Source organism: Flavobacterium sp. P21 (assembly GCF_050632225.1).
Lineage (GTDB): Bacteria > Bacteroidota > Bacteroidia > Flavobacteriales > Flavobacteriaceae > Flavobacterium.
In genome coordinates this window covers 3,111,197-3,127,879 of the sequence record NZ_CP192585.1, presented here as the reverse complement: position 1 = coordinate 3,127,879, position 16,683 = coordinate 3,111,197, and the positions used below count along the sequence as shown (strand labels likewise).

Below are 16,683 nucleotides of genomic sequence, written 5' to 3'. Positions count from 1 at the left end.
TTAGGCATTGTTTTTTTAACTTTGCTAATCATCTTGTTGGTTATTTTCTTTTATTTTTTGAAGAAGAAAAACAATTATTTGGTTGAAAAAATGGAATCTGAACTCTATTTTCAAGCCGAATTAATCAAAACCCGAATCGAAATAAAGGATCAGACGCTAAGCGAGATCAGCAAAGAGCTTCATGACAATATTGGCCAGATTATTTCTGTGGCCATCATGCGACTCAATATGTATCATGCGAGCGGCAAACAGCTTCAAGAGCAGGAACTAAACGATCTTAAAGAAATATTAGCCAAATCATTAGATGAAATCAGGATTTTATCCCGCATCATCAATAAAGATAATTTACTGCAGATCAATTTTATCCAAGCCATACAACTCGATTTAGAACGCATAAAAAAATTAAAGAAGATTGATTACAAATTCAATCTAATTGGAGAAGCCCCAATAATCAGCCAAGAACACGACTTATTTATCTACCGTATATTCCAGGAAGCACTCCACAACAGTTTAAAACATTCTCGAAGCGATTTATTTGAAGTAAATTGCACTACCACCAATACCGTTTTTTGTTTAGAAATAAAGGATTTCGGAATTGGCTATGATAGTGCTCATATAAATTCAGGATTGGGTTTAAACAACATGAAGTTAAGAGCCAAACTAATTGGTGCGAAATTAATTATGGATTCATCTCCATCTGGAACAACCGTAAACTTAGAATATCCCTTAACCAAAACCAATGAAACCGAACACTAACAAAAAAATAATTATAGTAGATGATCATCAGCTTTTTTCGCAATCATTAGAACTTTTGATCAACAGTTTTAAAGATTTTGAAGTCATTAACCGATTTGAAAACGGAAAAGTTTTTCTTTCACATTTAAACGATCATCCTGATACAGAAGCCGACCTGATTTTATTAGATGTAAATATGCCCGTTTTAGACGGCGTAAGTACCATGAAATGGCTCAAAGAAAACAAACCCGATTTAAAAGTAATAGCACTTTCGGTAAACGATGATGAGGAAGTAATTATTAAAATGATTACAAATGGCGCAAAAGGTTATCTGCTTAAAGATACTTCGCCCGAAATTTTTAAAGATGCCATAACCTGTGTCATCGAAAAAGGGTTTTATTTTACCGAATTGGTTTCTGGAATGTTGATTAAAAAAGCCAATAACGAATCCAAAAAATAAATTTAAAGGAAAAAGAAATTGTTTTTATCAAACATGCCTGCACCGAAAAAACATACAAAGAAATTGCTTCTGAAATGTGTTTGAGCCCAAAAACAATTGATGGTTACAGAGAATGTCTTTTTGACAAACTTGAAATCAAAACTCGTATTGGGCTTGTATTGTATGCTATAAAGAACAAAATAGTTCTGGTTTAAATCAATATGTAAGCGCGGCAAAAATTGGGTGATCTTTAATTTTTTCTCTTCCATTCAAGAAAGACAATTCCATTAGAAAATTACATTGCACAATTTCGCCACCTAATTTTTCTACCAATTCACAAACTGCTTTTGCGGTTCCTCCAGTTGCCAAAACATCATCATGAACCAATACGCGATCTCCTTTTTTTATTGCGTCAGTATGCATCTCCAAACTATCGAAACCATATTCTAGTTCATACGATGCTGAAATCGTTTCAAATGGAAGCTTCTTTGGCTTTCTCACCGGAATAAACCCTGCATTTAATTCTTGTGCCAATAAAATTCCGAAGAAAAAGCCTCGACTTTCTGCTCCTACTACCTTATCAATTTTTTGTCCTTTTAGAGAATCTGCTAAAATTTTAAGGCAATTTGTTCGCGCTTCGGGGTTATTTAACAAAGGCGTGATATCTTTAAACAAAATTCCTTCTTTAGGAAAGTCCTGAATATCACGTATATAATTTTCCATGTCCATTTTTTTTATTTTTATCTAATTTTTCTCTTGTTTATCTCACATTTATGTCTATCTTTGCACCCGCAATAAGCAATCAACAAAGCTACAAAAAAATAGCTAATTGATAACAAAAAGGCCTCGTGGCGCAACTGAATAGCGCATCTGATTACGGCTCAGAAGGTTACTGGTTTGAATCCAGTCGAGGTCACTTATTTAGATTAAAAAACAAATGCAACTATCTTATTTTTAAATAGTTGCATTTGTTTTATTGAAAAAGTTAGTCCATATTTAGTCCAGAATTAATTTAGATTTGATAGTAATGCAATTAAAATAATATTTTTCTTCATAATTAAGTTTTAGTTAATTTCAAATATAGAATTATTTACTACACAAAAAACTTTTCATTTCTGAAAGGTTTAAATATTCATTCGCTAAAATCAATTATTACATCGGGCGTATCTGATTCATTCCTTGTAACACTCATACAAGAATATTGTTTTGCTGTTGGATCTGCTCGGATTTCGGAAATTATCTTTTGCATCTGCGGAATAAGTCTTTCGTCTGGGTCTTCTATACCGTTTTTCGCTTCGTCATTATTTAAGATAATCTGGATAAATGTTATCGGATAATTTTTCAATACTTCTTTAAACACAAGATACTTGTCGAGCTTAGATATTTTATTGTCCAGTACAAACTTTTCCAACTTTTCGAGGGTGTCAATTTTAACTTCATTCAATTAGTTTTAAAGGTTCGGGTACTGCTGTAATGTTGACAATTATGGGCGTAAATACAAAATTCCTCAGGTTACTAAACAATAGCATGTTTAAATTGCGATTAGATATTTATAATTCATATTAAAGATGCTTATTTAATACGACCCAAAACCTCTAATAAATACAAACTATTTTAAATTAAAAGGAAAATCAAAAAAATTTTCAAACCATAAAAAAGGCCTGAGAGTATGTCTCCTCAGGCCTTTTATTTTTCAATTGTTTTGCACATCCACTTTCATTATAATATTATCTAAAATACAATTCTTAGATAATAATGTTGTATTTTTATTTAACATTTTGACAATTAATCATTTATTAGAAATAAAAAAACTGTAATTATGAAAGTAAAACACATTATCTGTATTGCCATTATTGGTTTTCTTTCCATTCAATGTCAAAAATCGAAAGATAAATCTGCCGAACCTACAACCACAGAGGCAAAAAAGTTTGATCCCGCTATGGAGCCACTGGCTGGCCAGCCCGCTTTTGACGCTAAACCTTCAACAGAAGATCTGGAATATCAGGTAAAATACCACCGAGCATTTGAAGCTGTATTATGGGCCTTGCCTGCTGTAGACATTTATCGCTTTAGAGCTGCATGACGATGGAAGATTTAGGATATAAGGATAATGACATTATTGCTTATTCAAAAGTAGCATCTCCAAAACTGGAAGCCATTACTGCTAATAGTTCAACACCATATATTACCGCATTTTCAGATTTGAGCCAAGGTCCAACTGTATTGGAAATTCCGAGTCGCCGGAGCTGATGGTTCTTTATACGGCCAAGTTGTTGATCACTGGCAGTTGACTATAGCCGATATTGGCCCATCAGGTTTAGATAAAGGTAAAGCATCAAAATATTTGTTTACGCCACCAAATTACAAAGGCGCTATTCCAAATGGTTATTTGCACGTTGCTTCTCCAAGTTACCGAATTGCTTTTGCTTTTAGATCGGTAAGAGCACCTGGTAAATCTGTAGAAGATGCTTATGCTTATGCAAAACGTTTGAAAATGTATCGTCTTAGCGAAGCGTCGAATCCGCCGACACAAAAATTCATTGATCCATCTAATCAGAGATATGCCACTTTGCCTTTCTTTAATGACAAATATTTTAATGATGTTCAAGCCATTTTTTCTGTAGAAAATGCAAATCCTACTGATAAAGTAATGATGGGAATGCTAGCATCTTTAGGAATTGAGCATGGAAAAAAGAATTTAATCCTGATGAAAAAACAAGAAAAGCAATGAACCAAGGTGCAGTAGATGCTTATTTCTACATGTTGAAATTGTGGGATAATTATCCGAAATCTTGGCTTTACTGGCCTGACAGACACTACGCATCATTAATGCAGGCTGATAAAAATCAAGCTTTCACTTATGAATACGAAAACAGTATTGACATTGAAACAAGGGCGCCGCAATATTTTCAATGTACTTATGTTCCAAAAAACTTTCGGCTAATCCTGCAACACAATACATAATGTGTATGAATGATTCTAAAGGCAATTTGCTGGAAGCTGGAAAAACATATAAAGTGGATGTTCCTGCTAATATGCCTGTAAAACAGTTTTGGGCGCTTACGGTTTATGATAAAGCTACGTACAGTTTTATTTACTCGAAATCAAACAGAACGACTTTATCGACTTATGATTTGCCAAATATGAAAAAAATACGGATGGCAGTGTTCCTATATACGTAGGTCCTGAAGCTCCAAAAGGTTTTGAAAACAATTGGATTCCAACCAGTGGAAAAAGGCCAATGCCAATGTTCAGATTATATGGCCCGACAGATGCTTTCAACAACAAAACATTTAAAATGCCTGATTTTGAAATTGTCAATTAATCACGGATAAAAAGATATTGAAATTTGTCCTGTTCCTATAACACAGCCAAAAGGCGCCAATTGAAGACAATTGGCGCCTTTTTTTATTTTATAACTTACTGCTAAATCTTATATAAATTTGTCCTTCCTGAGTCATCAAAACCGAAAGGTGCCAATACAATTGTCTCCTTATTTTTTATTTATACTACTTAAACAGGCTAATTTTGAATGATTTTTGCTTTTATAAACTCATAAAAATAGAATATAAAAACTCGCACTAGTGGTGCGAGTTTTTAGAAATATCACATTTATCTTAAAAATCAATTAAATTACAGGTACTTAATTGTCAAACTTTTTTCAAATCTCCATTTTTAGCCCTCCATATTCTCTATTTGCACTTAAGCTTTTTTCTCTGGTTTAACTTCAATATCAACAGATTTGATATGTCCTTCAAACTTAAATGGCGCTTTGTAATCTTCGGTAACAGGCGAACCGTCATCTTGTCCAATTCCAAAAGTATCAATTCCGAATCGCCCTGCAACAGTAGCTTTAATTCTGCCCTCTCCTACTTTTTCATTGTTCAGATAAAGTGTAAATAAACCACCTTTTCCTAATCCGCCTCCATCATATTTGAAATCCATTTTTATTGTAGCCTCTCCATCAGGTAATTTTTTAGTTGATTTAATAACTACTATTTCTGATTCGAAGAAATTATATAAAAACGTAGGATAGCCATCTTTTACATAAAGTCCATATCCTGATCCTAATCCTCCCATAGCAGTAATTACTCCATTTTTGCCATTTGCAGATGTTTCTACTTTAGCTTCCATTGCCCACGAACAATTTTTGGTATTTGGTGCTCGCTGTTTCCGGAATACGTGTGGCACCTTCGTAAAAAGTAAACTTGGTACGACCGGCAATTGGTGAAGGTTTTGGTATTGAGATTCTCTGAGAACCTCGGTCATCAAGTGGGTAAACATGATTTTTCTCGGCTTCGCTATCAAATAAAGCTTTCAATTCTTTTAGTTTATCAGGATTTTTAGTCGCGACATCTTCCGCTTCAGAAAAATCTTTGTCAATGTTATACAACTGCCATTTTTCATTTTCAAAACCAGGTGCAACATCCTGCTTCCAAGGAAGCGTATGCTGATGTCTTGCTACCCACCCATCATGATAAATGGCTCGATTACTAAATTCCTCAAAATATTGTGTATGTCTAAACTCCGGCGCATTTTTATTGGTAAATGTTGCCACAAAAGACTTACCATCTAATGGCTCCTGTTTTATTCCATTAATATATTCTGGCATTTGAACTCCTTCAACCTCTAAAATAGTAGGCATAACATCAATCAAATGAATGAATTGTGAACGCATACCTCCTTTATCTTTAATTACTTTTGGCCATGAAACAACCATTGGGTTTCTACTTCCTCCAAAATGAGAGGCTACTTGTTTTACCCACGGAAATGGTGTATTTCCTGCAAATGCCCAACCAATAGGAAAATGAGGTTCTGTAGTTGGTCCGCCAATTTCATCTGCTTTCTTAAGATTCTCTTCTATTGTACTAGAAATTCCATTAAGTCCTTTAATTTCATTTATAGTTCCCTCTAATCCACCTTCTGCACTAGCTCCATTATCTCCCACAATATAAATAATCAAAGTATTGTCTGCATCTGGCAATTGATTTATCGCATCGATTAATCTTCCAACCTCATGATCAGTAAAAGATAAATAGCCGGCAAAATTTTCATATAATAATGAATATAATTTTTTCTCTTGATCGCTTCTTGAATCCCAAGTCGGCACTTCAGGATTTCGAGGTGACAGTTTCGCATCGGCAGGAATAATTCCCATTTTTTTCTGACGCTCATAAGTTATCTCACGCTCTTTGTCCCATCCATAATCAAATTTTCCTTTAAACTTCTCTCTCCATTCTTTAGGAGCATGATGCGGAGCATGTGCTCGCACCTGGAGCAAAATACATGAAAACGGGTCTGTCTGGTTGCATTGTTTTTTGCAATTGAATCCATTTAATGGCACGATCGGTCATATCGGTCATAAAGTGATAACCTTGTTCTGGCGTCTTATCCGGTTCAACCGGAACAGTATTTTCGAAAATTACCGGATAATACTGATGTGTTTCTCCGGCATTAAAACCGTAAAAATAATCAAATCCTAAACCTGTCGGCCAGCGGTCAAATGGTCCTGCTCGCAGATGTTTCCCAATCTGCTGTGTTATGATTTTTTCCAAACCAGGAAGTATTTATTCCATTGTATTTTAAAACTTGCGCCACCGTTCCTGTACTCTTTTTCATTAGAGTAGTATAACTCGGAAAGCCAGTAGCCCATTCTGCCAAAAAACCGTTCCCTGAAACGTGATGATTTCTTCCAGTCAACAATGCGGCTCTTGATGGTCCGCAAATTGCAGTGGTGTGAAAACGATTGTATTTAAGTCCATTATCTGCTAATTTTGTAAGATTTGGAGTTGGTATAGATCCTCCAAAAGTACTTGTCATACCAAAACCAACATCATCTAATAAAATGATCACAACGTTTGGGGCTCCTTTTGGAGGTTCAGGAAATTTAGGCCATGCTCGCTTCAGAATCCTTGTACGTTTTCCCGATTTTACCGGTAAAAGCAGGATCGTCGTAAGGAAGTTTGTTACCCGTAGTTTGTGCCTGAATTGTCGTATATAAAAACAAAAGCACTACTGTTAAAATCTGTCTGTAATAATGTAAAGATGATTTCATTTTAAATTTATTTTATTAATAATTTTGAAAAAAAACTGCATTACTATAAAGAACTTGAATAGATGGAACATTATTTACCTAAATAACAATGATTTCATTTTTTAAAATATACCATTAAAATCACTTTTCTGTTAATTCGGAAATTATATGTGATTGAATAGTATCAAATATAAGAAAAATTTCCACAAACTTAACCTAATAAGCTATTTATAAAGCACATAAAATAAGTTGACTGCCATAAACAAATTTAGTTTTTATAATTTTTACATCAATCTCAACGGTACACCTATATGCATATGGACATAATCTGAGCTAGCAATTCCTTTTAAAATCTTAATCCTTTACGTTTCGCATATTTATATTATAAGATCTCGGCAATGTTTTTGAATATCACTTTTAAAACTTTAAGTCTATATTTTACAGCCCAAACAACATGACAAGTTTATCTGCTTTTTACATGCGAACCTTTTATTAAATCTATAGCCATAATAAAATAAAGATTTTTTCGCATTCCTAAGGTACTAGAATGAATTGCAAGGTTTTAAACCCGAATCTGAGACCAATAATGATTAATGCCAAGAAGCTACAAATGATTTGCAGTTTCTTGGCATTTTTAATACGCTTTTTTATACTAATACGGCTCCACCATCTATAAAAAGAGATTGCCCTGTTGTATAAGACTGTTTGATAAGATAAAGAAAAGCTTGTGCAATATCTTCAGGTTCACCCACTCTTTTTAACAAAGAACTATCTTCGATATATTTGTAGAATTTAAAACGATCTTCCTCACTTAAGTTGTCCCATAAATTTGTTTTAATAACCCCGGCGACAATGTTATTTATTCTTATAGGTGCAAGTTCAACTGCCGGCGTTTGATTTGTGAAACTTTTTAAAATTGTACAAAACTGATTTTCTTAAAAAAAAGTTAGTTACAGCATTTCCACTCTCTTTTACAACAGTAATCTTTGATACTCCTTTACAAACAAAAAAAGTTCTCTGCTGATACGATTTGGATATAAAAGATAGTCACCTTCCCTATATTCACGTTTGTCGAATACGCTATCTATAAATAATTTATCTTCTTTTTTCAATAAAAGTAAAAGATTCTAAGTAGTTTATTAATTGTTTGGCCATACTAAGACTGCATATTTTATTATAGTGATGAATAATTATTTCATGAATATTCTTTGTAAAATTATAGCATATTATTTTTAAAATTAGATTAAAACTTCTGCTTTAAATTTATCCATAGAAGCAGAAATTTTAAACTTCCTAAAAATCATGGCAAATAACACAGTAAGAAAATTTTTAAATGCAAACAATATTTTTCAGCTTTTAACTAGAGTACAGCATAAAGTTTTGTTCAATCACAAAAAAATAAACATTGGCTTTATACCAGTTCAAAACCATACAGTCATTTTAATTTCAGCAGAAAAAAACAATAAAGTCCTAATTTTCATTAGGACTTTATTGTTTGTATAGCAAACATTTATTTTTTTACATTAACAGTAACCTTGTCAATTTTTCCTTTAAAAATAAATGGAACTTCATAGTCTCTGGTAACTGGAGTTCCAAAATCTTCCCCAACATCCAGCGTTTCATCAGAAGAGAAGCGGCTTGGAACTGTTCTCGGAATATCCCCTTTTGCGGCTTCTTTGCCATCAACAATTATCGTTGCCTTCGCAGACTTTTCCAACTCCGCCTCCGGCATAATCAAAGTTAAGTACAATAGTGTGTTTTCCAGCAGTTAGTGCTGATGGAGACTGGATAGTCCATTTATGATTTGGATAATGTGAGAATGCATAAGAAAAAGTTGGTTTCCCTTTTGAAGCATTAATGCAAATCCTGCAAAATAACCTCCCTGTGTTATGATCATTCCCTCATCTCCTTCTTTGACATCGATGTCGGCTTTTATGCTGAACGAGGTATTTTTCAAATTAGGTGCCATTCCTTCAGTAATACGTGAAAGACCTTGGTGGAATACATATTCTGTTCTGCCAACATTAAATTTAGGGCGGTTCTCCGGATTTACCCTGTCGATATAACGGTCATCAAAAGGAAACACTTTGTATTTTTCTGCTTCTTCCATAAAGGCTTTCTGCATTTCCTTTAATTTTTCCGGATTTTTTGCGGCAATATCATTTGACTGTGTAAAATCTTTGGTAAGATCATACAATTCCCATTTGTAGTCTTTTACAGGATCTTCAGTTGGAACTGGATGTCCCTGCCATGGTAAATTTTTTGGAGTAGTGCTTGCCATCCATCCGTCTTTATAAAAAGCTCTGTTGGCAATTACCTCAAAATACTGCGTTTTATGTGTTTCTGGTGCATTGGCATTATCAAATGTATAGACTAAGCTTTTTCCTGCTATCGGCACCTGCTCGAATCCGTCAACTGTTTTAGGTCATGGAATATTTGTCGCTTCTAAAATAGTAGGCACAATATCTGTTATGTGCGTAAACTGGCTTCGAATCTGGCCTGTCTGCTTAATTCTGGCAGGCCATGAAATGACCATTCCGGTACGGCTACCTCCTAAATGCGACGCTATCTTCTTATCCCACTGGTATGGCGTATTCATTGCATGTGCCCAGCCATTGGAATAATGTTCTGCCATCCAAGGCCCTCCAAATTCATCAAGATTTTTCACCATAAAATCTTCTGTATCTTCAACTCCGTTAACCAATACACCAATCTCGCTTGTCAAACCTTGACCAGTCGGATCTTCTGCACTGGAACCGTTATCTCCCATAATAAAGATAATCATAGTGTTATCATATTCTCCCAAATCTTTAATGGACTGGATTATTCTTCCAATCTGATTGTCACAATAAGCAAGCATTCCGGCATATACTTCCATTTCGCGTGCGACAACTTTTTTCATACCAGGAGAAAGCGCATCCCATTTCTGATAATCAGAAGGTGTTGGAGCTAGTTTTGCATCAGCAGGAATAATTCCAAGTTTTTTTGGTTTTCATAAGTGGCTATACGCTGTTTATCGAATCCTTGGTCAAATTTTCCTTTAAATTTTGCAATCCATTCTTTAGGTGCCTGATGCGGAGCATGTGCCGTTCCAGGAGTATAATAAGCAAAGAAAGGTTTTTTGGGAGAAACATTTTTTTGTGTCTGAATCCAGTGGATCGCATGATCTGCCAGATCCCTGTCCAGAATGTAATCAGGATCAACCTTTTCATCTTTTAAATAAGGGTCAACTGGTTTTGTTCCTTCAAATAAAGCTGGTCTGAACTGATGTGCATCGGCACCAAGAAAACCATAAAAGTATTCAAATCCTAAACCTGTAGGCCATAAATTAAAAGGACCTGCTGGGGTTGTCTGCCAATCGGGCACATTATGATTCTTTCCAAACCATGAAGTTCCATATCCATTATCGGTTAAAATTTTTCCTATCGTTGCAACAGTCGCTGAGCACTAGACTATTATAACCTGGATAAGGTGTCGAAAACTCCATAATAATTCCCGTAGCGACAGTGTGATGATTACGCCCTGTAATAAGAGCCGCTCTCGATGGAGAACAAACCGCTGTGGTGTGAAAACGATTGTATTTTAATCCGTTTTTTGCCAATTCGTCAAAATTTGGCGTCGGAATTGGTCCTCCAAATGTAGAACTTGCTCCAAAACCAACATCATCAATCATAATAAGAAGCACATTAGGAGCGCCTTCCGGTGCACCGATTTCCTTAGGCCATTCTATAGGATCTGAGCCCTTTATAGTTGGGGCAACTTTGCCAACCTTCTGATAAGGTTCAATCGGAAGTGAAGTTCTATCCGGCCAGTTTCCGGTCTCCTGTGCATACAGTCGCTCCAGCAAAAAACAGCGCAATAAATGCTGTAAACAAATAACGGAAGGGTTTCATAAGTCTCTAATTGTTAAGTTATTTTATATACACTTAAAATTAGATTATTGGGATATGCTCATAGAAAAAACCAATTAAAAATTGGTTGCAAATTATAATTTGCAACCAATTTTTAAACAAATACTATTAGATCTTTTTTATAGACAGCTCCAATCATTCATCAAAAAACATTATTCACTGCCTTTTTCGATTTGATAAATTTTGTCTCGTATAGTAATGGTAGTTAATTTATATAATTCATCATTGATAAATTTTGTCGCGAATATTAAAAAATAATCTCCGATTTATTGTATAAACCAAATCGTTTTCTTTAGCAGTAATAAATTTTATTTTCAAGTTCTTTTAAAAACTATTACACTTCAACAAGTTTAAATATAAATGTATTTTAACATTTTTTAATGTTTAACCTCTACAGGACATGCAAACCGCTTCTAAATGAAAAATTAAAATAATTATCTTACAAATTTACTTGAAAATAGGCTAATTTCTTTAAATCTTGTATAAAATGATTTGGAATTTGTATCATAGAGTCACTTAAGGAGACAACTAGACAATAGTTGTCTCTTTTTTTATGCCCAAACATATTGATTTTACAGGCCTTCACAGCCTAATATTTGTGGTTCGATTTTTTCATAGGAAATTCTTAGTCTGTTTGAAATAAACAGTCTTAAAGTGGCGTTATCAGAGATTTAATCGAAGCTGAACGATGGTTCGAAATCCCGTTAAGGATATAGGATTTTTTTCTCTTTTGGTTTTTCGTAATTTTTTGATACTAAATACAGTAATTCCAAAATAATTTTAGCTTCCTTCTCATCTACCTGAATGCCGTTTTTGGAAAGAATAATAACGGCTTTCTCTACTGAAACATTCTTCTCAATGAAATTCATTTTTTCTATTGTTTTTTCGGTTTCTCTTTTTTGATAATATTTTTAAAAATGCTTGATTTAAGCCTAAAGATAGATCTCCTGTTTTAAAATTAATTTCCGTCGGTGGAATAAGGTTTACAAGATGTCTTTTATCTGAAGCCTCAAATTCAGAAAATCTTTGAAAGATTTCAACTAATGCTTTTTCTTCTATTTGATTTTTTCTATCAATCCCTTTTAATTTAACGGCAATATCATGCACTTCCTTTTTAAGATTTTTGGTACTGACTTGATTCTCTTTTCTTAATTGGTTGTAGTCATCAATTTTTAATATTCCAGCTATAAATAATTTTCTGCCTCGAGAAAGGGTCAGCTCCTCCTCATTTATTTTCCTCTCTAATGCTTTTTGAGCATATAAATAATTTGCTTTCTGCGTCTTTATATTCTGATCTTCCAAAACTTTTTTAAATAATTCAACTGCTTTCTTCGACAGCATCAATTGTCGAAGCTTGTTATGATAACAGTCATTAAGAAATAAAGCATTTATTCTTGTTCTACAGCCATTATGACAATGATAATATGGATAGTTCTTTGATCTGCCTTTTGAAACACTTCCGCTAAGTTTTCGATCACAAACAGGACATACTAAAAAACTTCTAAGAAAAAATAATGATTGTAAATCATCTTTTTTGGCAGTAATTCTTCTTCTTGTATTGATAACAGACTGAACCTGATTAAACAATGACTCAGATATCAATGGCTCGTGTAATGCTTTTACCACTCCTTCATTACCAGAGTCAAGTGTTACTGGTATAAGACCGCAATAAACAGGATTATGTAAAATCCTGAAAAAGTGTGATCTTGAGCATACTAATCCTTTATCATTGACTATTTTAATGATTTTGGATATTTTATGATCGTTCCTCGCAACTTGATAAAAAGCCCATTTTATAATTTCGGCTTCAGGCTCTTTAGGAACGATACCCTTTTTACCATCCATCATTGTCAAATTGATAAATCCTAATGGTGCCTTACTGGGATGTCTGCCCATCAGCTTCGCCCGACGAATGCCATTTGAAGTGTTTTGAGCCCTTCTCGCATTTTCTGCTTCTGGAACAGCCAAATATACAGCCAGCATTACTGTGCTTTCCGGTACAGAAAAATCAATTGGCTGATCAATAGCCTTTGCTGTTGTTTTGTATTTCCGGAGCTTTCCAATCATTTCGTAGGCATATTCAACATTGCGGCTGAATCGATCCCATTTGATAAATAATATATTTTTGTCTTCTCCTGAAGATTTCTTTTTGATTTCTGAAAACAATCGGTTCCATTCTGGTCTATTGAAATTCTTGGCTGAATAATCTTCTCGATAAATTCCTTTGACTTCGATATCGTAATATTTACAATACTTCAATAGCCTGTCTTCTTGCTCCGGCAAGGAGTAACCTTTTCTTTTTTGTTCGTCCGTACTTACACGAACGTATAAATAGGCTGACTTCATATAATTTATTTTTATTTGATTTACTACTGAATATTTTCAAACGCATTAAATGATTGATTAGAAAATCATCCCATACAGTATTAAGTAAAACGTCATAAAGAACAAAAACATATCTAAATCACTATAAATCAATGACAACTTTTTTTGATATTGTATTCATACTGGAATGTGTGATGTTTATCATATAAAAAGCTAAGGTCAATTTTAAATTTCAACCTAACCTCTACTATAAATACTATCAAAAAATAATCAAGTAAAATGATCTCCAATTTTTATCTCCAATCTCCGATAGCACAACCCATAACATATCCTTCAAAAAACAGATGCGAAAAGCATTATTATCCTATTAAATTTATAACTGGTATTTGGACTTTATGACTTTTTACCAAATAATAATTATTATGGAACTATTCGGTTGATAAAGATTTTACATTATGCAATAAATAGAAACGTATCCTAAAGGCAAATCACAAAAAAGAATGGCAGAAAAATTTAGGCAGATGTCAGTTAAAAAAACATAATGCTGTAAAGGGACTAGAAGTTTTGCTAACGTAAAAATCAATACAAAACAGTAAAAAGTTGTCATGTCAGAAAATCATTTCCTAGAGATTGTCAAATGTCAAATCATTAAATAATTCTCGGATTTAGTGACGAAAAATAATCCCATCAAAATGATCGAACAAAGCTCTCATTTATTAGCTATTTTAATATCTAGCAGTAAATTTTAAGACATGCAAAAATTCAAAAGGACATATTAAAATGCAAAATAAGCACACTGACAAAATGACAATTATCAAACAATATAACAATAATACTACGAATTACACATCTATAATAATAAATATATCATTTTTTTATCAAAAAAAACTGCAATATAACGAGTTTTTGTGTATTTCAACGATTACAGTATTTTCATACTAATTTCGGCACAAAGATTGAATAATTACAATCAAATCAATAGGAAATATATTTTAATTGTGATTACGGATTAGCGTATAGAAACGACGAAATAAAGCCAAACATTTGTATGTCAAAGTAAAACTATTTTTCCATTATAATTTAGAATAATTAACAAATAACATATTAGAATTATGAGCAAAAACAATAAAACAACATCAAATAACATTGCTTCAGTGGCGACCAAAGTATTGCAAAACGAAAACTCTTCTCAAATTGCAAAAGAACTTGCCGGGTCTGCACTTTCTCAAAAAAATAAAGGGAATCAAACCGGAAGTGTTATGGAAGAAAAAGCGACAAAAGTTTTAAACAGTACAAAATATAGCGACGAAACCAAATCTTTGGCGACATCTGTTCTTTCACAATCGAATAAAGACCGTTAGTAAAGGAATGCGGCAAGAAAATTTAAAATAACTAATCAAAAAAAACTTTAAAATGAAATTTATGAAAAACCAAATCATAAAAATTCCTTTGCAATTGTGTCGCAAGGCGAGCTTCTCTAAAACTTCAGAGATCGGAAAGATGAAAACTATGACTAATTCTTTAATTAGTGAAAGGAGCGAAAATAATGAGTAAAGCACCAACCAACTCTATTAAATTCTATCCCGTAGGAAACGGCGATACTTCCTTACTTACACTTTCGGAAAATCAACATATTCTGATTGATTGCAAAATAGATAATGATGCTCCTACAAATAAAGATAAATTCAACATCAAGGAAGATTTGGACTCGTTGTCGCCAAAAGACAGTGATGGGAGATCACATCTTGACGTTTTTATTCTTACCCATCCAGACAATGATCATTGCGCCGGATTTAAAGATAACTTCTTTTGTGATGATCCCTCCAAATACGATCAAAACGCTAAAGAACGAAAAGCAATCATAATTGATGAATTGTGGTTCAGCAATACATTGTTTGACCGTTTCAAAGATCCTTTATCTGAAGCGACAAAAAACTTCAAAGCTGAAGCCAAACGCAGAAAAGACTTATTTAAGAAAGATCCCGAGAAAGGAAAACTAGCTGGTAATCGCATCGTGCTAATAGACTTTAAGGACGATTGCAAAGATGATGGTCTTGACAGCTTAATACTTGAACCCGGCACATCAACTAATGTTTTTAATACAAAAACAAAATCGGATTTTTCCATTTTTGTTCACGGACCATTTAAAACTCCAACTCCTGATAGCCAGGATAGAAATGAGACAAGCGTCATAATGCAAATTCGTTTTGGATCTTCGGCTGACCCTATGCAAGCACTTGCATTCCTGGCTGGAGATGCCGACTACAATCGCTTTAAACGCCTTTTGGATGAGCGCGATGATGAAAGTATTCAGTGGGATTTATTATTGTCTCCACATCATTGTTCTTGGACTTTCTTTAATATGACGCCTCAGGCAGAATACCCTGCCCCACAGGAATCAGCAATTGAGTATCTAAAGCGCCAACGAGGCTCAGGAATTGTGGTGGCTTCATGCAAGGAAATCCTAGATAATGATGATAATCCTCCTCATTACCAAGCCAAAAAAGAATATCTCAAGGAAATAGAAGAAGACGACTTTTATAGTACGGCTGACGAGAGCCTAGTTCCATTGGTATTTGAAGCAACCAAAAATGGATTTGTCAAATTTAAAACTACATTGACTGATTCAAAACGTACAGCAATCAATTCCGTAACTGAAAGTCCAAAAACATATGGGTCAATTCTCTAGATCTAAAAACCCACTAACCTCTGCAGAAGAATCAGGACTGTCTTTAGAAATTAAAGACAGTCTTGCATTATTGCGTCATACTTATCCGTCCTCAAACATCAGATGTTATAATTATGATGACGAGGTGGCTATTGCAATGGATTTAAAAATTGCCAAACCAAACAGAGCAGTTCTATTCAATAAAATTGAACCCGTATTACTAAAATTGAATAAGAAAAATTACCCTTTTACTGCTCCAAAATTTTATTCCGACAGGACAGATTTTCCATCTGAAAACATACCTCATATTAACCCAGTAACTGAAGGACAGCCGTATTGGATTTGCCTTTTCAGAGGAAGTGCAGATGATTGGTATGCGCAAGACAATATCGTAGATGCTGTTGAGAGATTGCGTACATGGCTAAGCGACAGCTGCGGCTGATAATCTCAATAAAACAGGTGATGATTTTGAGCAGACAAGAGTAGATAAAGCCGGACATTTTTTAATGTTTCCGGAGAAAGATGCAATAGACAAGATAAAAAATTATTGGAAAAATAATAATTCTGAATC

The 16,683-nt window shown here is 33.9% G+C and carries 23 protein-coding genes, 1 tRNA gene and 2 pseudogenes; 11 read left to right on the top strand and 15 right to left on the bottom strand.

What is annotated here, in order from left to right:
• The first annotated feature begins 90 nt into the window (after positions 1–90).
• Both ACQ9BO_RS15700 and ACQ9BO_RS15695 read left to right on the top strand, forming a co-directional pair.
• On the top strand, positions 91–756 hold the full coding sequence (locus ACQ9BO_RS15700) for a sensor histidine kinase (RefSeq protein ID WP_431241509.1): 666 nt from the start codon (positions 91–93) through the stop codon (positions 754–756).
• Positions 740–1,389, top strand: a pseudogene (locus ACQ9BO_RS15695) (response regulator transcription factor). Before ACQ9BO_RS15700 ends, ACQ9BO_RS15695 begins: the two are co-directional and overlap by 17 nt.
• Before the next feature lies 1 nt (position 1,390).
• On the opposite strand, the gene ACQ9BO_RS15690 reads toward ACQ9BO_RS15695, so the two are convergent.
• Complete coding sequence (locus tag ACQ9BO_RS15690) at positions 1,391–1,903, bottom strand: adenine phosphoribosyltransferase (RefSeq protein WP_431241508.1); 513 nt, start codon at positions 1,901–1,903, stop codon at positions 1,391–1,393.
• Positions 1,904–2,016: 113 nt separating this feature from the next.
• Between ACQ9BO_RS15690 and ACQ9BO_RS15685 the strand changes: the two genes are divergently transcribed.
• Positions 2,017–2,090: transfer RNA gene (locus tag ACQ9BO_RS15685), tRNA-Arg, on the top strand.
• A 216-nt stretch (positions 2,091–2,306) separates the two neighbouring features.
• On the opposite strand, the gene ACQ9BO_RS15680 is transcribed toward ACQ9BO_RS15685, so the two are convergent.
• A complete protein-coding gene (locus ACQ9BO_RS15680; RefSeq protein WP_431241507.1) occupies positions 2,307–2,618 on the bottom strand; it encodes a hypothetical protein in 312 nt (103 codons plus the stop codon).
• Positions 2,619–2,993: 375 nt separating this feature from the next.
• Between ACQ9BO_RS15680 and ACQ9BO_RS15675 the strand changes: the two genes are divergently transcribed.
• The 5 genes and pseudogenes from ACQ9BO_RS15675 (at position 2,994) to ACQ9BO_RS15655 (ending at position 4,499) form a co-directional block, all read left to right on the top strand.
• On the top strand, positions 2,994–3,257 hold the full coding sequence (locus tag ACQ9BO_RS15675; RefSeq protein WP_431241506.1) for a hypothetical protein: 264 nt from the start codon (positions 2,994–2,996) through the stop codon (positions 3,255–3,257).
• A gap of 2 nt (positions 3,258–3,259) precedes the next feature.
• On the top strand, positions 3,260–3,424 hold the full coding sequence (locus ACQ9BO_RS15670; protein ID WP_431241505.1) for a DUF1254 domain-containing protein: 165 nt from the start codon (positions 3,260–3,262) through the stop codon (positions 3,422–3,424).
• Positions 3,393–3,905 (top strand): DUF1254 domain-containing protein, encoded by a 513-nt coding sequence (locus tag ACQ9BO_RS15665; protein ID WP_431245134.1) that lies wholly within the window; start codon positions 3,393–3,395, stop codon positions 3,903–3,905. The genes ACQ9BO_RS15670 and ACQ9BO_RS15665 overlap by 32 nt, the downstream gene beginning before the upstream one ends.
• Positions 3,902–4,138: a hypothetical protein gene (locus ACQ9BO_RS15660; RefSeq protein WP_431241504.1), complete on the top strand. Its 237-nt coding sequence runs from the start codon at positions 3,902–3,904 to the stop codon at positions 4,136–4,138. Before ACQ9BO_RS15665 ends, ACQ9BO_RS15660 begins: the two co-directional genes overlap by 4 nt.
• Positions 4,087–4,499: pseudogene (locus ACQ9BO_RS15655) on the top strand (DUF1214 domain-containing protein). The gene ACQ9BO_RS15660 and the pseudogene ACQ9BO_RS15655 overlap by 52 nt, the downstream one beginning before the upstream one ends.
• 377 nt (positions 4,500–4,876) lie before the next feature.
• On the opposite strand, the gene ACQ9BO_RS15650 reads toward ACQ9BO_RS15655, so the two are convergent.
• The 13 genes from ACQ9BO_RS15650 to ACQ9BO_RS15590 all read right to left on the bottom strand — a co-directional run bounded on the left by ACQ9BO_RS15650 (position 4,877) and on the right by ACQ9BO_RS15590 (position 13,465).
• A complete protein-coding gene (locus tag ACQ9BO_RS15650; RefSeq protein WP_431241503.1) occupies positions 4,877–5,308 on the bottom strand; it encodes a hypothetical protein in 432 nt (143 codons plus the stop codon).
• Positions 5,298–6,446 (bottom strand): sulfatase-like hydrolase/transferase, encoded by a 1,149-nt coding sequence (locus tag ACQ9BO_RS15645; protein ID WP_431241502.1) that lies wholly within the window; start codon positions 6,444–6,446, stop codon positions 5,298–5,300. The genes ACQ9BO_RS15650 and ACQ9BO_RS15645 overlap by 11 nt, the downstream gene beginning before the upstream one ends.
• Entirely contained in the window at positions 6,415–6,729 is a 315-nt protein-coding gene (locus tag ACQ9BO_RS15640; protein ID WP_431241501.1) for a sulfatase-like hydrolase/transferase, read from the bottom strand. Before ACQ9BO_RS15640 ends, ACQ9BO_RS15645 begins: the two co-directional genes overlap by 32 nt.
• Positions 6,674–7,027, bottom strand: a complete 354-nt coding sequence (locus ACQ9BO_RS15635; protein ID WP_431241500.1) for a sulfatase-like hydrolase/transferase — start codon at positions 7,025–7,027, stop codon at positions 6,674–6,676. The genes ACQ9BO_RS15640 and ACQ9BO_RS15635 overlap by 56 nt, the downstream gene beginning before the upstream one ends.
• A gap of 34 nt (positions 7,028–7,061) precedes the next feature.
• On the bottom strand, positions 7,062–7,229 hold the full coding sequence (locus ACQ9BO_RS15630; protein WP_431241499.1) for a hypothetical protein: 168 nt from the start codon (positions 7,227–7,229) through the stop codon (positions 7,062–7,064).
• A gap of 626 nt (positions 7,230–7,855) precedes the next feature.
• Positions 7,856–8,125, bottom strand: coding sequence for an SDR family oxidoreductase (locus ACQ9BO_RS15625; RefSeq protein WP_431245133.1), 270 nt, complete (start codon positions 8,123–8,125; stop codon positions 7,856–7,858).
• A 593-nt stretch (positions 8,126–8,718) separates the two neighbouring features.
• Positions 8,719–8,925 (bottom strand): hypothetical protein, encoded by a 207-nt coding sequence (locus ACQ9BO_RS15620; RefSeq protein ID WP_431241498.1) that lies wholly within the window; start codon positions 8,923–8,925, stop codon positions 8,719–8,721.
• A 51-nt stretch (positions 8,926–8,976) separates the two neighbouring features.
• Positions 8,977–9,606, bottom strand: a complete 630-nt coding sequence (locus tag ACQ9BO_RS15615; protein WP_431241497.1) for a hypothetical protein — start codon at positions 9,604–9,606, stop codon at positions 8,977–8,979.
• 27 nt (positions 9,607–9,633) lie between these two features.
• Positions 9,634–10,110 carry a sulfatase-like hydrolase/transferase gene (locus ACQ9BO_RS15610; RefSeq protein WP_431241496.1) on the bottom strand — a complete coding sequence of 159 codons (477 nt, stop codon included), beginning with the start codon at positions 10,108–10,110 and terminating at the stop codon, positions 9,634–9,636.
• A 47-nt stretch (positions 10,111–10,157) separates the two neighbouring features.
• Entirely contained in the window at positions 10,158–10,625 is a 468-nt protein-coding gene (locus ACQ9BO_RS15605) for a sulfatase-like hydrolase/transferase (RefSeq protein ID WP_431245132.1), read from the bottom strand.
• Positions 10,612–11,055, bottom strand: coding sequence for a sulfatase-like hydrolase/transferase (locus tag ACQ9BO_RS15600; RefSeq protein ID WP_431241495.1), 444 nt, complete (start codon positions 11,053–11,055; stop codon positions 10,612–10,614). The genes ACQ9BO_RS15605 and ACQ9BO_RS15600 overlap by 14 nt, the downstream gene beginning before the upstream one ends.
• Positions 11,056–11,823: 768 nt before the next feature.
• Entirely contained in the window at positions 11,824–11,988 is a 165-nt protein-coding gene (locus ACQ9BO_RS15595; RefSeq protein WP_431241494.1) for a PTS sugar transporter subunit IIBC, read from the bottom strand.
• Positions 11,975–13,465 carry a recombinase family protein gene (locus ACQ9BO_RS15590; protein ID WP_431241493.1) on the bottom strand — a complete coding sequence of 497 codons (1,491 nt, stop codon included), beginning with the start codon at positions 13,463–13,465 and terminating at the stop codon, positions 11,975–11,977. The genes ACQ9BO_RS15595 and ACQ9BO_RS15590 overlap by 14 nt, the downstream gene beginning before the upstream one ends.
• A 1,091-nt stretch (positions 13,466–14,556) precedes the next feature.
• On the opposite strand from ACQ9BO_RS15590, the gene ACQ9BO_RS15585 reads away from it, so the two are divergent.
• The 3 genes from ACQ9BO_RS15585 to ACQ9BO_RS15575 all read left to right on the top strand — a co-directional run bounded on the left by ACQ9BO_RS15585 (position 14,557) and on the right by ACQ9BO_RS15575 (position 16,554).
• Entirely contained in the window at positions 14,557–14,805 is a 249-nt protein-coding gene (locus ACQ9BO_RS15585) for a hypothetical protein (protein WP_431241492.1), read from the top strand.
• Between the two features lie 185 nt (positions 14,806–14,990).
• Positions 14,991–16,133 carry a hypothetical protein gene (locus ACQ9BO_RS15580; RefSeq protein WP_431241491.1) on the top strand — a complete coding sequence of 381 codons (1,143 nt, stop codon included), beginning with the start codon at positions 14,991–14,993 and terminating at the stop codon, positions 16,131–16,133.
• Positions 16,117–16,554: a hypothetical protein gene (locus tag ACQ9BO_RS15575; RefSeq protein ID WP_431241490.1), complete on the top strand. Its 438-nt coding sequence runs from the start codon at positions 16,117–16,119 to the stop codon at positions 16,552–16,554. Before ACQ9BO_RS15580 ends, ACQ9BO_RS15575 begins: the two co-directional genes overlap by 17 nt.
• The last annotated feature ends 129 nt before the right edge of the window (positions 16,555–16,683 follow it).

Coding starts and splice junctions, on each gene's coding strand:
- ACQ9BO_RS15700 (WP_431241509.1), top strand. CDS start 91: ATGGAATCTGAACTCTATTTTCAAGCCGAATTAATCAAAACCCGAATC.
- ACQ9BO_RS15690 (WP_431241508.1), bottom strand. CDS start 1,903: ATGGACATGGAAAATTATATACGTGATATTCAGGACTTTCCTAAAGAA.
- ACQ9BO_RS15675 (WP_431241506.1), top strand. CDS start 2,994: ATGAAAGTAAAACACATTATCTGTATTGCCATTATTGGTTTTCTTTCC.
- ACQ9BO_RS15670 (WP_431241505.1), top strand. CDS start 3,260: ATGGAAGATTTAGGATATAAGGATAATGACATTATTGCTTATTCAAAA.
- ACQ9BO_RS15660 (WP_431241504.1), top strand. CDS start 3,902: ATGAACCAAGGTGCAGTAGATGCTTATTTCTACATGTTGAAATTGTGG.
- ACQ9BO_RS15650 (WP_431241503.1), bottom strand. CDS start 5,308: ATGGAAGCTAAAGTAGAAACATCTGCAAATGGCAAAAATGGAGTAATT.
- ACQ9BO_RS15630 (WP_431241499.1), bottom strand. CDS start 7,229: ATGAAATCATCTTTACATTATTACAGACAGATTTTAACAGTAGTGCTT.
- ACQ9BO_RS15610 (WP_431241496.1), bottom strand. CDS start 10,110: ATGAAAAAAGTTGTCGCACGCGAAATGGAAGTATATGCCGGAATGCTT.
- ACQ9BO_RS15595 (WP_431241494.1), bottom strand. CDS start 11,988: ATGAATTTCATTGAGAAGAATGTTTCAGTAGAGAAAGCCGTTATTATT.
- ACQ9BO_RS15590 (WP_431241493.1), bottom strand. CDS start 13,465: ATGAAGTCAGCCTATTTATACGTTCGTGTAAGTACGGACGAACAAAAA.
- ACQ9BO_RS15585 (WP_431241492.1), top strand. CDS start 14,557: ATGAGCAAAAACAATAAAACAACATCAAATAACATTGCTTCAGTGGCG.
- ACQ9BO_RS15580 (WP_431241491.1), top strand. CDS start 14,991: ATGAGTAAAGCACCAACCAACTCTATTAAATTCTATCCCGTAGGAAAC.
- ACQ9BO_RS15575 (WP_431241490.1), top strand. CDS start 16,117: ATGGGTCAATTCTCTAGATCTAAAAACCCACTAACCTCTGCAGAAGAA.